This window comes from Marinobacter sp. 1-4A, from assembly GCF_016597725.1.
Taxonomy (GTDB): domain Bacteria; phylum Pseudomonadota; class Gammaproteobacteria; order Pseudomonadales; family Oleiphilaceae; genus Marinobacter.
In genome coordinates this window covers 142,120-156,263 of record NZ_VCGY01000004.1, presented here as the reverse complement: position 1 = coordinate 156,263, position 14,144 = coordinate 142,120, and the positions used below count along the sequence as shown (strand labels likewise).

The 14,144-nt window shown below is 50.9% G+C and carries 13 protein-coding genes and 1 pseudogene; 9 read left to right on the top strand and 5 right to left on the bottom strand.

Annotated elements, in window-relative coordinates:
- Positions 1 to 2: 2 nt before the first annotated feature.
- On the top strand, positions 3 to 947 hold the full coding sequence (locus tag FE845_RS10560) for a hypothetical protein (protein ID WP_200364308.1): 945 nt from the start codon (positions 3 to 5) through the stop codon (positions 945 to 947).
- Entirely contained in the window at positions 937 to 2,598 is a 1,662-nt protein-coding gene (locus FE845_RS10555; protein ID WP_200364306.1) for a S8 family peptidase, read from the top strand. Before FE845_RS10560 ends, FE845_RS10555 begins: the two co-directional genes overlap by 11 nt.
- 273 nt (positions 2,599 to 2,871) lie before the next feature.
- Here FE845_RS10555 and FE845_RS10550 read toward each other — a convergent pair whose 3' ends face one another.
- Positions 2,872 to 3,651 (bottom strand): helix-turn-helix domain-containing protein, encoded by a 780-nt coding sequence (locus FE845_RS10550; RefSeq protein ID WP_200364304.1) that lies wholly within the window; start codon positions 3,649 to 3,651, stop codon positions 2,872 to 2,874.
- A 153-nt stretch (positions 3,652 to 3,804) separates the two neighbouring features.
- Here FE845_RS10550 and FE845_RS10545 point away from each other — a divergent pair, with 153 nt between their 5' ends.
- The gene (locus FE845_RS10545) at positions 3,805 to 4,074 is read left to right on the top strand and encodes a YiaA/YiaB family inner membrane protein (RefSeq protein ID WP_200204705.1); all 270 of its coding nucleotides are present in this window, start codon (positions 3,805 to 3,807) and stop codon (positions 4,072 to 4,074) included.
- A gap of 4 nt (positions 4,075 to 4,078) precedes the next feature.
- Positions 4,079 to 4,789 (top strand): PspA/IM30 family protein, encoded by a 711-nt coding sequence (locus FE845_RS10540; protein WP_200364301.1) that lies wholly within the window; start codon positions 4,079 to 4,081, stop codon positions 4,787 to 4,789.
- A 107-nt stretch (positions 4,790 to 4,896) separates the two neighbouring features.
- Here the strand turns inward: FE845_RS10540 and FE845_RS10535 are convergent, their stop codons facing one another.
- The 4 genes from FE845_RS10535 to FE845_RS10520 form a co-directional block, all read right to left on the bottom strand.
- Positions 4,897 to 5,181 carry a hypothetical protein gene (locus FE845_RS10535; RefSeq protein WP_200364299.1) on the bottom strand — a complete coding sequence of 95 codons (285 nt, stop codon included), beginning with the start codon at positions 5,179 to 5,181 and terminating at the stop codon, positions 4,897 to 4,899.
- A gap of 164 nt (positions 5,182 to 5,345) precedes the next feature.
- Positions 5,346 to 6,368 (bottom strand): potassium channel family protein, encoded by a 1,023-nt coding sequence (locus FE845_RS10530; protein WP_200364297.1) that lies wholly within the window; start codon positions 6,366 to 6,368, stop codon positions 5,346 to 5,348.
- A 47-nt stretch (positions 6,369 to 6,415) separates the two neighbouring features.
- Entirely contained in the window at positions 6,416 to 7,384 is a 969-nt protein-coding gene (gene thpD, locus FE845_RS10525) for an ectoine hydroxylase (RefSeq protein WP_200364295.1), read from the bottom strand.
- Positions 7,385 to 7,506: 122 nt separating this feature from the next.
- Positions 7,507 to 7,749 carry a ChaB family protein gene (locus FE845_RS10520; protein ID WP_227714286.1) on the bottom strand — a complete coding sequence of 81 codons (243 nt, stop codon included), beginning with the start codon at positions 7,747 to 7,749 and terminating at the stop codon, positions 7,507 to 7,509.
- A gap of 214 nt (positions 7,750 to 7,963) precedes the next feature.
- Between FE845_RS10520 and FE845_RS10515 the strand changes: the two genes are divergently transcribed.
- The 5 genes and pseudogenes from FE845_RS10515 (at position 7,964) to FE845_RS18825 (ending at position 14,120) form a co-directional block, all read left to right on the top strand.
- The gene (locus tag FE845_RS10515; protein ID WP_200364291.1) at positions 7,964 to 10,063 is read left to right on the top strand and encodes a catalase; all 2,100 of its coding nucleotides are present in this window, start codon (positions 7,964 to 7,966) and stop codon (positions 10,061 to 10,063) included.
- Positions 10,064 to 10,278: 215 nt separating this feature from the next.
- Positions 10,279 to 10,824, top strand: a complete 546-nt coding sequence (locus FE845_RS10510) for a type 1 glutamine amidotransferase domain-containing protein (protein WP_200364288.1) — start codon at positions 10,279 to 10,281, stop codon at positions 10,822 to 10,824.
- Positions 10,825 to 10,964: 140 nt separating this feature from the next.
- Positions 10,965 to 12,170, top strand: coding sequence for a PAS domain-containing protein (locus tag FE845_RS10505; RefSeq protein ID WP_200364286.1), 1,206 nt, complete (start codon positions 10,965 to 10,967; stop codon positions 12,168 to 12,170).
- 24 nt (positions 12,171 to 12,194) lie between these two features.
- Positions 12,195 to 13,277: pseudogene (locus FE845_RS18830) on the top strand (diguanylate cyclase domain-containing protein); the annotation flags it as partial.
- Positions 13,254 to 14,120, top strand: a complete 867-nt coding sequence (locus FE845_RS18825) for a putative bifunctional diguanylate cyclase/phosphodiesterase (protein ID WP_265092027.1) — start codon at positions 13,254 to 13,256, stop codon at positions 14,118 to 14,120. The pseudogene FE845_RS18830 and the gene FE845_RS18825, both read left to right, overlap by 24 nt.
- Positions 14,121 to 14,144 lie beyond the last annotated feature (24 nt).

Sequence of the window (14,144 nt, the reverse complement as noted above, 5' to 3'; positions counted from 1 at the left end):
ACATGAATTTGGGAAACCCAGCGTTAGTTTTATTGCTCGGCATTCTAACTCTACCCATAGCCGGTTGCGGAGGTGGCAGCTCCGGAGGTAATGCAACTGATACTCCCGGAGCAACCGAAAATACCCTACTCCCCGAACGCCCAGCACTCGAAAGCAGCTATCTATCCATCGACGAAGAGTCGGAAGTGTTTCTTGCTGTCGATTTCAACGGATCGTCTTTTCAAGGCTCCGCTAGTGAAACTGGTACAGCTTCAAACATTACCATCGTAGCAGACGACGAGGGAGTTTATCTCCACACTCCCAGCGTTGACGCCCCGAGAACTGTTGAACTATTTCTGACGTTCACTAATGAGAACTCGACTTTCAGGGAGCCTATTTCTGTTCACGTACGGAACACTTCAGCTGAAACGCTGGAAAAACGTACCCGACAGACTATCGACGATAGCGCTTCCCTTCTCCGCCTTGAGCAGGACTTGACGCTGTACCATTTTGCAGTCGATACCGCCTATTTAAACGGGGTGATTAAACATTCAGAGAAAAGCCGGTTAATAGAAGACTTCGTTCCCGAGCATTCACTTGCCTATAGCTTGCTTGACTCTAAACTCTCAGAACTTGAAACGACCTATTCAGATTATCATCAGGGACACGCCACAGACGTTGAGCTGAACCAGCTAGTACAACATATCGATGTGCTTGCTAGAGATCACGGAGCCTATGGGGTTGAGAAACTCATGAGTATTTCTCACTTTAGTGAGATTTTCGCTCCCACGCTGACGGCTGGCACCTTATCATTCTCCGAACAAGCCGGATTTTTTTCCCGTTTTGTCGGCAATCCTGTTTACGGCGACTGGCACGGACAGACATTTCAGCTAAAGCCGCCCTACAACATGATCACTAGCCTTCTTCGAACCAGCTTGTCTCAGGATGTTCTTTGCGATGCGATCTAATAGAACATTTGGCTTAGTGCTCACAATCTTGCTTTCCGTAGGCGTAGAAGCGGGCGAAATGCCTCGTCAGCTTGCGCACGCTCCGGCCGAACAAAGAAGCAAGGTGTCGTTTGTTGTTAGCTACCGAACAGGTGAACTAACTACACAAAGCTCAGGGGCGGTTAATCGGGCTGAGGTCGTACATGTAGAAACAAAAGATGCGGAGGGATATGCGGCCTACTTAAAACAAAAACCCGAGGTACTCGCCGTAGAACCGAACTATCCGGTTTCAAATCCCAGAATGCCCAAGGCTCCAATAGTTCTAGCGCCTAGCTCTGTAAGATCACAGTCGATAAGCAACACGCCAAATGATCCCGCTTTCTCAGATCAGTGGGCCTGGCAGGCACCCACACAGGAGTATCCGGGTGTTCATGACATTCTCGCTGCCGCCCGCAAATCTGTTCAGAAGCGAAAGCTGCGCATAGGCGTAGCTGATTCAGGATTCCACCAAATTAGTGACCTGATCTATACCGAAGGATATAACTTCTCAACCGTCGATGGCCCCGGGGCCGATTTCTATGCCTCTCAAATTAACCCATCCTGCACAGATAGCCACGGCACGGCTGTGGCGGGCATCATTGCGGCAACCACAAACAACTTTGAGGGCGTTGCAGGAATTTTGGATACAGAGCTTTATGCCGCCCGAGTAATGAGCTGCGGGTATGGTGCCTTGAACGACGTCGCCACAGGGATATATTGGCTCGCAGGCCGGCCTACTGGCGCAGCTCCTACCCTTGCCAAATCGGTAGATATTATAAATATTTCTCTAGGATCATCCGCATCTGAATGCCCGACTTATATGCAAGAGGCTATCGATTTTGCTATATCAAAAGGTGTTCTCGTGGTTGTTGCGGCTGGCAATGATGGAACGGATGTTAGCGGCTATTCGCCTGCGAACTGCAACAACGTTATCACCGTGGGTTCTGTAGATCGCAGAGGCCAACCATCTGACTTTTCAAACCGCGGCTCCGGGATCGACATTGCGGCATTGGGCGAACTGGTCCGCACCTTAAATGGTGAGGGTGAGGCCAGTCTCTGGTTCGGAACTTCGTTTGCCACACCCAACATTACTGGCATTGCAGGGCTACTGAAACAATATGCACCTACCCTGTCGCCTGAGCGGTTAGCCCTTCGAGTAAAGGAAGCCAGTCGCTATCCGCAGGATTACGACACAAACGTGTTCAAAGGGGGTATCGCAGATGCAAACCAGATGATCACAAAATTTGATGAGGACTTGTCTGATATACAACCAAGCTTCAAACCTGCGCTGGCTGATGCAGCTAGGTGTCACCGAAATGCTTACCTGAACACTTCGGTAGACCCATCGCAGCTAGAGACTCTCTATGAAATAGACAGCAGCAATCTGGGGCCTCTTTCCAACGATGAGCACTATACGGTTTTTGTTCTTCCGAAAAATCAGCCCGCAAGCGAAGCTACAATTATAGCTGCAAGCCAAGAATCCAAATTCCTAATACCGAACATTGAGCTTACAGAAAACGAGTATCTGTTTGATATCTGTAAACTGGATGGCACTGGCTGCCGCTATGGGAAAACACTCAGCCTCAATGTCAGCGCGCAGGTTGTGGGCGTTAGATCCTGCTCCAAGGTTTGAATAGACTCTGGTGTTCCGCCATGATTTTAATTCGTTGAATAACAAGCTCCTCATATGCTGACTTGACCTCCTCCGGCATAAAAGAATGTTGGATAATCCCGGAAGCTTGCAAGCCAACGCTTTTGACCAAACAACTTGACCGAATCAACAAAGCACTCGCTCTTAGCCCTGCCCTAGCATTCATCTCGACAATTGCAGCCCACTGGCCCGTTACTGCCTCAAAGTTCGGTTCAGGCATAAAAATGTTGGTTTCAGGCATCACAGAACCAGCTTTTAGCCACTTTGGCCTCTCCGGCTAACCGATGGGTAGTCCTTACGTGTCTCTGGGCGCCGAAAACTGTCAAAAGCCTCAATCTCCCATGGGCGCATGGCCATCAACAGGCTCACTCCAAACCGATGCTCTAGAGGCAATGCAAGATCTTCTTCATGGCAGTGTCGAAACTCCAGAGCCAACCGTTTGAGCTTCTGCTGCACCACCTCGTTGGACTGAGCAGACAGCATGCCACTCACAAACAGTCTCAGTTCACCGGGGTGATTAAACCGACATCTCAGAAAATCCTGCTGCACTTCCGCTTCGAAAAAGCGCTGTATCGGCCCGCCTGGCTGCCAGGCGAAATCGTGGCTGACCAACAACTTGAACCGGTTACCGGGTAACAACTCCAGTACCCCCATACGATCCAGCTTGGCGAAATAACCAATCAAATCGGTTTCAGGCACATCGTAAACCTGATGGATCTCCTGAAACTGACAACGGTTCATGGCGCAGACTGCCACCAGTAACAGTCGTACATCCGACACCAGTTCCCGCTCTTGTTCCAGGCTCAGTTGCTCGACTTCAAGCTCTGGCGACAGCTTGCGAACAACATCACTGATCTCCATCCCCATCAGTGCGCAAATTTGATCAAGACGCTTGAGCGAAAACTGCTTCTCAGAAAACAAACGCTTAACACTCGCCTCCGAGAGATCCAGAGCCTCAGCAACGTCTTGATAGGTCAGGCCATGAGACCGTAGCTGCCGTTTAAGCTCACCAACAATGGCACTGGTTTGCGCCATGATTCACCTCCCATTAGGTTCCCACTCGAAAAGGTATCACTATTCGATACCTGATAGATACGCTAGCAATACCTTTGGGGATTCACTCGCGACGTATCCAGTGATAGCGCAAAGTTCGGCTGTCCCAACAACAAAGCCAACGAGGAAAACATCATGGATAGCGAACTGAAGAGCAACTCAAACTCCTGGGTATTTTTTGTGAAGGTTTCATTCGCGATTGCACTGTTTGCCGCCGCTGCGGGCGTGGTGCTTGCGCCCGTCGATATCGTGATAAAAGGTTACATGGCGATCAGCGCTCTGTTTCTCGTCAGCACCACCATCACATTGTCGAAAACGCTGCGTGATGAACACGAGCAACACCGCATTGCGAACCGCATTTCCGAGGCTCGTACCCATCAGCTGCTGAAAGAATACGGGGAGTAACACCATGAGCATTTGGCGCAAACTGAACACTCTATTCAGAGCATCCGCCCAGGAACCGGTCGCAAGGCTGGTAGACGCTAACGACATTCGTATCTTTGAACAGGAACTGCGGGACGCCGAGCCAGCCATTGCCCGATCAAAGCGAGAGCTGGCGCACCTGATGGCTGAGAAAACCCGGCTGGATCGCGACAACACCGGCCTGCAAGCTGCTATTAGCAAACGGGAACTGCAAGCCAGTCAAGCATTGGAGCAAAACGAAGAAACCTTGGCGCTGGAGCTGGCTAACCTGATTGCAAAGGATGAAACCGTACTGCAACGCCAGCAGCAACAGCACGCAAAGCTGCAGCAACAGGAAAGCGAGCTGCGCCGCCAACTAAGGGATTCCGGCCGTGCGCTGAAACACTTCTACAGTGAAATGCGTCTGGCGAAAGCCAACCGACACGCCGAACAGGTCACCCGCCAGCTTCGGGGCCACGCAACGGGATTACACAGCTACATGGAAGACCTGAACGTATCAGCCGATCGGATTCGTGCCCGGCAAACCGAAGCCGAAGACGTCGAAGCTGCTTTGACTGAGCTGGATGAGGAACAACAGAACGGTGATCTGGATGCTCGTTTGAAGGCTGCCGGCATCGACAACGACGCGAGCGATGGGGCGAAAGTACTGGAGCGTTTAAGAGCTGTGCAGGCTGATAACAACCAGCCTCGACCATGAGTGAATGGGGACAGGCTGCCGTGTGGTGGCCTAACTCTGAGATTAACTCAACGTCTGTTTCGGCAGCCAGGAATTTATCTCCATATTTTTTCGAATAGAGTACTTGTCTACCTATGTGCAGAGAGTTCACGGCAATATTCGTCAATATTCGGCACCAGGATGGGAAGCCCCTGCGCCAGGTTCAACGCAATCCGCTTCCTTATGGCAACTTCAATCATGTCGTGAGCCATTGAAGGCCCCTCACCAATGTGAAACCGCTTCCGAATCAGTGTGATTTGAGCAAGGGCACCCTGAACTTCCTCATCCTCCGGATATTTGGCTTTCAGTTCGTCCAGCGAAAGTCGTAAAAAATCTTTCGCAAGCAAGTGATGATCGGTGCTCTCAAGGCCCATGGCTTAACCTCCTCTCGGAACGTCAATAACCGCATTGTTTAATACACCGTCCTTTCTTTTCCTCGGGCGAAAACTAAAATTGAGCCCCAAGTTTGTTAAACATAGTTAAACCTACGTCGAAGTCAAAGTCTTCATAGTCTCGGCGGGGCCCATCAACAGGTTAGTCAGCGCATTTTATCGTCTAGCGCCCTACCTTCAACATCATTCCAATTCCACCCCTCACTGCGTACTAATTGAAGCAAATGCATACGCCGATTGCGCAAGCACTTAAAAGTCTCTTCCAATTCCTTGGCGCTCAAAAGAGGCAACTGATAGCCATCAAAGTATTTGGGAGAAGGCTCCACAGGAGGCACCTCCGAGTCCAATTCGCATGCTCTACTCTCCACCCTGTAGAGATACTGTTTGATCACCTCTCGCAAGTCGGAAATAGCGTTGGAATGCAATCGCGCGCCTGGCTTAAACCCGAATGCCACGAGACTCAAAGCCTCATCAAGCTTTGCTACCTGGAGACCCAGTGAGTAACGACGATGCCTGCAATAAAACAGATTCAGAACCGGATAGGCGAGCCGCTGTTCCGATGATTGAATCAGGTCATTTGTCACTGTCTGGAGGATACTTTCAAAGCCCTGTGTGTTCTCTGTATCGGCGGCTCTTCGTACAATATCCAAAGGGGTTTTGCCCAACAGCGAAATTGTGAAAGCAAGTTTGCGGCGATGCACAGCGCCCTGGACGAGTGGGAGCGCATAAGTTATGACAAGGGTCACTATGACAAGGCCATTAAACGATGCGAATACGGTAAATAAACGGGTGATATCAGACGTGGGTTTATAGTCGCCAACCCCAAGAGTAGACAGCGTAAATCCTACATAGTAAATACGTTCGACAGTGTCAGCGGCGCGCCCCGTTTGTCCCGACACCAATCCACTCGGGAACGCGCTGAACAGAAGAAACCAGCCAATCCACAGGGCCGCGAGCCATAGCGCACCAAGGGTAACAATTGTTAGAGGGGCCGTGGGCAGCATAAATGCCCTTCCGCCGGAGAGCCGATGCAATCCGTTAGATAATCTTCTTGATGCATCGGTGATACACGTCGTCAACGGACCACTGCCCTGTGTCGTCAATGTCGTCCACACCACATCAACCATCACAAAACTAAGAACGAGCGCTCCGGATAACATCCATCCCATATAGCCCCCTTAGGTCCCATTTGTTATCTCACGTTGAACAGCGTCAGCTATCTTCCGTTTCTTCGGCCTGCTAAAGGTGGCACACCTTGTTGGGCGAGTTCCGGAAAATCGTCATGCATCGATAGAGGGGCGCAGTTTTTTCTGGCAGCGAGAAACTCCGGTCGTTGTTGCTTTGCTGCATATGGCTCACCGAGCGTGTTCTCAACGCTGTTGTAAACGAAAAAAAGATTCGAACGTGGCCAGGGTGACATATTTTTATTGGATGCGTGCAACGTATTGCACTCAAATAAAAGTAGCGATCCGGCCGGCCCTTTCGGTGCCTCAATCCCACCCCGCTCCGCCAGCCAAGCCAGACTATCGCGATCCGGGGTGCCTAACCGTTGTGACTTTAGCGAGTCCTTCCAATTAAGGTCGGGCGTTTCACCAACACAGGGTACAAAATAATGATGCGAGCCGGGAACCAGCATCAGCGGGCCGTTGAACTCATTATTATCGGTGAGCATAAGGGAGGCGCTTACCGCTCGCATGCACGGCATACCATCCTCCGCATGCCAGGTTTCAAAATCGGAGTGCCAGTCAAATCCACTACCTTCGAACCCAAACTTGTCATTGATTCGAGACTGGTGAATATACACCTCACTTCCTAATAGCTGGCGCACCATCCCTAATATCCGCGGGTCGCGCGTCAGGCGGCTAAAGTGATCTGACAGTTCATGCATTGCAAAAACGGAGCGAATATCGTCCGTGTTTGGATCATGGATAATCTGATCCGATTTTTTGAGCTTTTTATCGTTTGCCATCTCCTTGAGCTCATCGAAGAAGGGCATCATACGCTCCTGGTTGAAAAATCCTTCAAACCAGAGATACCCATCTCGCTCATAGCGGGACAGCGATACTTCATCGAGAGGTCCTTCCCAGCGATGTTGATTGCGCGAATGAACGACAGGATCACATCGTAAGAAAGGTTTCTTTGCGTGTGTTAACCGGGACGGGAAAGGATCTACATTCTTCACCATGTTGATACCTCCTGTTTAGTTTTCACATTCACTTAACAGTAGTACCTGCACCGCTCAACTCATTCAACAAACCCGCTTTTTATTAACTGAAACTTAATCGACACGAATCATATTGGTAATATTTAATTTCTAACCCACTCATCGGCTTCTTTATGATAGCTCTGCTTAACAGCAGCCCACGCTACCTTGTGCGCTGTTTCTTCGCGCCCTGCGTTCCCGCGTCTATCGCCAGGATCTTTATACTCCTCCCAAGCTGAATTAAAAGCACTTCGATAGATCTCTTGGGCATGAGCCGGCAAGCTGTTTATAACATTTTCCGGCAGTTCTGAACTTCTTGAATAAGGCAAAACATCCCCCCTTGGCATTGATTCAAAACAGTATCGCGGCCATAAGTGTTTATTAGTAATCCGCACAGGGTAAGTCAAGCTCCAAGGGAAACATGTCCACCGCCTTAAATATTATTCACATGATCTACCAAACCTTCAACTAAGAACTAAACTCCTCTGAGTAACCCGCAATTGATTGCTGACATAAAGTCTTAAATTGATAGCACTACACAATATATAAAGGAGCCTGCAAATGTCAGATCCTGAAAAACCATCACCACACGCCAAAGGTAAAGGCGGCGAGCTACATCAGCACGCAGATACCACACATCCCACAATGACCACCCAGCAAGGCGCTCCCGTCGCCGATGATCAAAACTCACTGCGTGCAGGAGCGCGAGGGCCGGGACTATTGGAAGATCACGTAATGCGCGAAAAGATCTTCCATTTCGACCACGAGCGTATTCCGGAGCGCGTTGTCCATGCTCGGGGGCTGGGCTTCCACGGCTACTTCGAGAACTACAACAATCAGTCAGAACTGACTGCTGCCGATCTATTCCAGCGGCCCGGAGAACAGACACCCGTTTTTGTACGCTTCTCAACGGTCGCTGGTAACAAAGGGTCCGCAGATCTGCCCCGCGATGTGCGAGGGTTCGCAACTAAATTTTACACCCGGCAGGGCAACTGGGACTTGGTGGGAAATAATATGCCGGTGTTCTTTATTCAGGACGCCATAAAGTTTCCTGACTTGGTGCACGCGGTAAAAGAAGCACCGGATCGAGGCTTCCCTCAGGCACAGTCTGCACACGATAATTTTTGGGATTTTGTCGGACTAATGCCTGAAAGTATCCACACGGTGATGTGGGCGATGTCCGACCGCGCTATCCCGCGCTCGCCCCGTTTTATGGAAGGTTTTGGTGTGCACAGCTTCCGCTTTGTGAACGCTAAGGGCGAGTCACAATTTGTGAAATTCCATTGGAAGCCCAAACACGGCATGCAATCGGTTGTGTGGAACGAAGCCTTGAAAATAAACGGTGCAGACCCGGACTTTCACCGTCGAGATATGTGGGACGCCATCCAGCGCGGCGACTACCCAGAATGGGAATTGGGCGTGCAAGTGTTTGATGAGGCTTTTGCCGAAAAATTCGAATTCGACATTCTGGACGCCACCAAACTGATTCCCGAGGAGCAGGTGCCTATAACGCCGTTGGGCAAAATGGTGCTGAACCGCGTGGTCGATAACTTTTTTGCTGAGACCGAACAGGCCGCATTTTGCACTCAAAACATCGTCCGCGGTATCGATCATTCAAACGACCCGCTGCTCCAAGGCCGAAACTTTTCTTATCTGGATACTCAAACCAAACGTCTGGGCGGGCCCAATTTCACCCACATACCCATCAACGCGCCAAAGTGTCCCATGCATCATTTCCAGCAAGACGGTCACATGGCAATGACCAACCCCAGCGGGCGTGCCAATTACGAACCCAACAGCTGGGAAGACAACCCGGGGCCGCGGGAAAACCCAAGCGAAGGATTCCAAAGCTATGCCGAAACTGAAGAGGGCACGAAAGTTCGCGAACGCTCACCCAGCTTTGCAGACCATTACAGCCAAGCCTGGCAGTTTTACATCAGCCAGACGGAAACAGAGCAAGGTCATATAGCCGATGCTTTCGTGTTTGAACTTAGCAAGGTCGAGCGCGAGGATATCCGACTTCGCATGGTCGCCCACCTGAGGAATGTCGACGATAATCTGGCGAAAACTGTGGCGGATGGGCTTGGCATCGATCCGTTGCCAGAAGCGCCAACGCCGGCTTCAAAACCCAGAAAAGACTTACCACCTTCAGACGCACTGAGCATTTTAAAGAACGGCCCGGACAGCTTCTGCGGTCGCAAGCTGGGCGTTTTTGTCAGCGAGGGCACCGACGCAAATACCTTCGATGCCCTTAAAGCTGCAGCGGAGAGAGAAGGCGCTGTTGTCGCTGTGATTGCGCCTCACATTAGCGGTGTAGTTGATAGCGGTGGCCGCAAGATTCCGGCAAATGAAAAGATTGATGGCGGTCCATCTGTGCTATTCGATGCAGTTGCACTACTGCCAGGAACGCAGGAACTGGAGAAGTTAGCTAAACACAGTCCGGTAAGGGACTTTATCAATGACGCCTTCGCTCACTGTAAATTTATTGGCTTTAATGAAGCGGCCAAAGAGCTTCTGGACTCTGCGGGCATCGAGCAGCCTCTTGACGAAGGTTTCCTACTATTGAGTGCCAGTGATCTGGACGATTCCACAACTCAGTTTGTCATGAAGTGTCGGAACCTACGTTATTGGCCCCGGGAAGGTGCCGTCAACAAGGTGTAGCTTTCCAAACACAGCCATCATTCTGACTGACGTCACCAGTCAGAATGATGGGACATTATAGATTTGAAAACATGACCGCCAACGTTGCCCTCATTTCTCATCAGTGCGTAAAGCAACGCCCCACTCTGATTTGACTATGCATTGGCGGCTTTTAACAGCGAATACTAAGATGTTATAAAAATCTATTCCATTCACCATTAAGGGAGCACCCGACTATGGACGCACCACTGAATGGTAAGACAGTGGCCTTTCTCGCTACTCACGGTGTTGAGCAAATCGAACTGACCCGCCCCTGGAAAGTCCTGCAAGGTGCCGGAGCCACTCTACACTTGGTATCTTTAAAACAGGGCGAGATCGATGCGTTTCACCATCTCGACAGAGCGCACAGTTTTTCTGTAGATAAAGTAGTAAGTGAAGTGACCGCCAATGACTACGATGCACTGGTGTTACCTGGTGGTGTTGCCAATCCAGATGCGCTGCGACTGGACAAAGACGCTGTTTCGTTCGTGAAGCACTTTTTCAACAGCCATAAACCGGTTGCCGCGATCTGCCATGCGCCTTGGCTACTCATCGAAGCAGATGTAATCAAAGGAAGGACTCTAACCTCATTCCCGAGTTTACAAACCGACATACAAAATGCTGGCGCGGCATGGGTAGATGAGAAAGTGTGCAATGATAACGGGCTGATTACCAGCCGTAACCCACAGGATCTGGACCCATTCTGCGCACGCATCCTTGAAGTACTTTCCAAAAAAGAGTGATATAAAGCCTGCTCGACTTTGCGCCCATGAATTCATGAATACCAGATTATTCTTCGGTAACACCAGTAGCTCGTATCTACACATAGGCCTGTCAAAAACGATAACATGGATTTTGGATTCTTTCGGGAGACTCAATTGGGATGAGATCGGACCAAGACAGCAAAACCGCAACGCCATTACGGGATTTTCTCGCAGGCGGGGGCGAGATGGGTCGTTTAATACGCGATCATGATTGGACGGAGAGCGTGTGCGGCTGGCCCCATGAGTGGTCACAACCCTTGCGTACTGTTGTGAGCCTGGTGCTCAGTTCAACACAGCCGATGGCGGTGTTGTGGGGTGAGCATGGCATCTGCATCTACAACGATGCTTTCAGTCAGTCTCTTGGCCCTCGCCAGCACCCGGGCTCTCTGGCGCAACCTGCCAGGGAAGTCTGGAAGGACATCTGGCACATGATCGGCTCGGATTTTGAGCAAGTCCTCACCGGCACAGGCTCAATCAGACAAATCAACCGTACGATTCCTACTACCCGCCATGGCCAGCAAGAGAATATCCAGTGGATCTATGATTTCACCCCGGTAGACGACCTGAGCGCTCCCTACGGTTTGGGCGGGGTACTCGTAATCTGCAATGAAGTGTCGGACCTCGCCTACGCCAATCAAATGCTCGGTGTAAAGTGTGAGCAATTGACCCAGATGTTCAACAAAGCTTCCACGTTTATGGCGTTAATGAGCGGTCCAAATCACCGGTTTGAACTTTCCAACCCGAGTCACGACCAGGTAGTGGGCCATCGTCCAATTTTGGGCCGATTTGTATCTGAAGCACTGCCTGATGCGAAGGAGCAAGGCTTTGTGCGTATTCTGGATCGCGTCTTTGCTACAGGAGAGCCTTACACCGCAGACCGAGCCAGGTACAGAATACAAGCAGATCCGGATAGGCCAGCTAAAGAGCGCATTCTTAACTTTGTGTATCGGCCGGTATTTGGTGCAGATGACCAAGTCAGCGCGATCTTTGCTGAAGGTATCGATGTAACCGATCAGGTGCAGACTCAGGAGGAACTCGAGCGAGTCAACAACGAGCTAGCAGACACCTTGCGTAGGCTCAAAGCGATCGAACAACGAAAAAGTTTCCGGTTGAAACTGACTGACCGGTTACGCACCCTCGTGGATGCGAATGAGATTGCGGCTGCGGCAACGGAACTACTTGGCCGGTTTCTGGGAGTTACTCGCGTGTTTTACGGCGATTTCACAAAGGCGGGCGACGCCGTAATTATACGGCCCGGCTGGACAACGGAAGGCGCAGATTCAATGGCTGGTGCAGAAATCCGGCTGGAGGATTTTGGACCCTAGGTTGCGTCTCAGGTTAAGAGTGGAAACCCTTTTGTTCTTGGTGACGCAACCACGGACAACCGATCTGCCGGCTACGCCCAGGCATATCTGGACAGGGGCATTAAGGCCGTACTCGCAGTGCCGGTCTTGAAAGCCGGTTCGTTGCAAGTATTGCTGGGGCTCCACGACTCCAAAGTCCATCACTGGTCAGCACAAGAGATTGCGTTGGCCGAAGACGTAGTGGACCGTACCTGGGCCGCTATCGAGTCTGCTCGCGCCCAGGCGGAGCTTCGACGCGAGCGCGATTACAGCGAATACATTCTGAACAGCATGACGGAAGGTCTCGCTTCAATATCTGCCGACTGGATCATGACCCATTTTAACGCAGAAGCGTCGCGCATCTCTCAACTCAGTAGTTTTGATGTCGTTGGAAGGAACCATTGGGAGGTCTGGCCAGAACTCAAAGGCACTGCAGTGGAAGAATTGTATCTTCGAGTCATGCAAACCCGAAAGTCGAGTACAACCGAGGTGCCCCATTTGACTCCTAATGGCACTCAAGTCTGGCTGGAAATAAGAGCCTACCCTGCTATTGATGGCGGGCTTGCGGTATTTTTCCGGGACATCACCGAGCGTAAACGGGTCGACGAGGAAATACGTCATGCATCATTGCACGATCCCTTAACGGGCTTGCCGAATCGCGCGATGCTGTTCGAATACGCTGCGCACTTGCTGCCTCATAACCGACGAGCCGCCCGTGGTGCCGCAGTATTGTTTCTCGACCTGGATCGTTTCAAGCCGATAAATGACACACACGACCACGAAATTGGTGACAAGGTGCTCCAGGAGATATCCGCCAGGCTTTCACAAAGTTTGCGCGCTGAAGATCTGGTCATAAGAATGGGCGGCGACGAATTCGTAGTTCTGCTACAGGATATAGATGCCTCCGCCTATGCCGCAGATGTTGCCCGCTCCATCACCGAAAAGATCAGCGAACCTTATCAGATTGGAGAGTTGACGCTATCTGTTTCAACATCTATTGGCATCAGTATGTTCCCGCGCGACGGTCAAGACATCGATACGTTAGTGAGCCATGCCGATGCTGCGATGTATGAGGCCAAGCAGGACGGCAGAGGCAATTTCCAGTTTTACTCTTCGGGACTTACTGACGGCATCCAGCAACAAGACAACATTGAACAGGCGCTCAAGCTCGCAACTCAAACCAATTCCTTTCAGTTGGTTTACCAGCCAGTACTCGACATCAATACTTTGGAAGTGGTTAGTGTCGAAGCCTTGCTCCGCCTCCAGAATGGCAGTGAGATAGGCCCGGAGCAGTTTGTTCCTATTGCAGAAGCCACAGGCATCATTAACTCCATAGGCCGATGGGTGATTGAGGAGGCAATGCGCCAGTCTGCGTCCTGGAGTGCGCTAGGACTTCCAGCTATTCCCATCGCGGTCAATGTGTCAGCTGTTGAGTTCCGTGATCTGAACTTCGTTGATCGCTTTGAACAGCTCATCGATGAATATTCCGTTGAGCCAACACTGTTACAGCTTGAAGTTACCGAAACCGCAATGATGCACGACCTCGACCACACAATCGCCTCACTGTCTCGGCTTAGAGACTTGGGCGTTGCCATCTTGCTGGATGATTTCGGTGCCGGGCATTCGAGCTCCAGTTTGACGTCCCTTAGCCGTCTACCTCTGGACAAGGTAAAAATCGACAAATCTTTCCTTCACCAACTTGAAAATGACAGCGGAAGCCGCGCTGTGACCGATGCGGTGCTCGCACTGGGACTTGCATTGGATCTTCAAGTGGTAGCTGAAGGCATCGAAACAACCTATGCCCTTGAATACGTGCGCTCACAAGGTTGTACACAGGCCCAAGGCTTCCTATTTTGCAAACCCATTTCCGGCGAGGAGTTTGAGCGTTGGTATCGAGCCAAAGCAAACTCGCAACAGAACGTTGGCACATAACAAGCCTACGCCATACAAAGAGTG

Excerpts from the sequence above, each read along its gene's own strand:
- FE845_RS10560 (WP_200364308.1), top strand. The coding sequence starts at position 3 with ATGAATTTGGGAAACCCAGCGTTAGTTTTATTGCTCGGCATTCTAACT.
- FE845_RS10555 (WP_200364306.1), top strand. The coding sequence starts at position 937 with ATGCGATCTAATAGAACATTTGGCTTAGTGCTCACAATCTTGCTTTCC.
- FE845_RS10550 (WP_200364304.1), bottom strand. The coding sequence starts at position 3,651 with ATGGCGCAAACCAGTGCCATTGTTGGTGAGCTTAAACGGCAGCTACGG.
- FE845_RS10545 (WP_200204705.1), top strand. The coding sequence starts at position 3,805 with ATGGATAGCGAACTGAAGAGCAACTCAAACTCCTGGGTATTTTTTGTG.
- FE845_RS10540 (WP_200364301.1), top strand. The coding sequence starts at position 4,079 with ATGAGCATTTGGCGCAAACTGAACACTCTATTCAGAGCATCCGCCCAG.
- FE845_RS10535 (WP_200364299.1), bottom strand. The coding sequence starts at position 5,181 with ATGGGCCTTGAGAGCACCGATCATCACTTGCTTGCGAAAGATTTTTTA.
- FE845_RS10530 (WP_200364297.1), bottom strand. The coding sequence starts at position 6,368 with ATGGGATGGATGTTATCCGGAGCGCTCGTTCTTAGTTTTGTGATGGTT.
- thpD (WP_200364295.1), bottom strand. The coding sequence starts at position 7,384 with ATGGTGAAGAATGTAGATCCTTTCCCGTCCCGGTTAACACACGCAAAG.
- FE845_RS10520 (WP_227714286.1), bottom strand. The coding sequence starts at position 7,749 with ATGCCAAGGGGGGATGTTTTGCCTTATTCAAGAAGTTCAGAACTGCCG.
- FE845_RS10515 (WP_200364291.1), top strand. The coding sequence starts at position 7,964 with ATGTCAGATCCTGAAAAACCATCACCACACGCCAAAGGTAAAGGCGGC.
- FE845_RS10510 (WP_200364288.1), top strand. The coding sequence starts at position 10,279 with ATGGACGCACCACTGAATGGTAAGACAGTGGCCTTTCTCGCTACTCAC.
- FE845_RS10505 (WP_200364286.1), top strand. The coding sequence starts at position 10,965 with ATGAGATCGGACCAAGACAGCAAAACCGCAACGCCATTACGGGATTTT.
- FE845_RS18825 (WP_265092027.1), top strand. The coding sequence starts at position 13,254 with ATGTATGAGGCCAAGCAGGACGGCAGAGGCAATTTCCAGTTTTACTCT.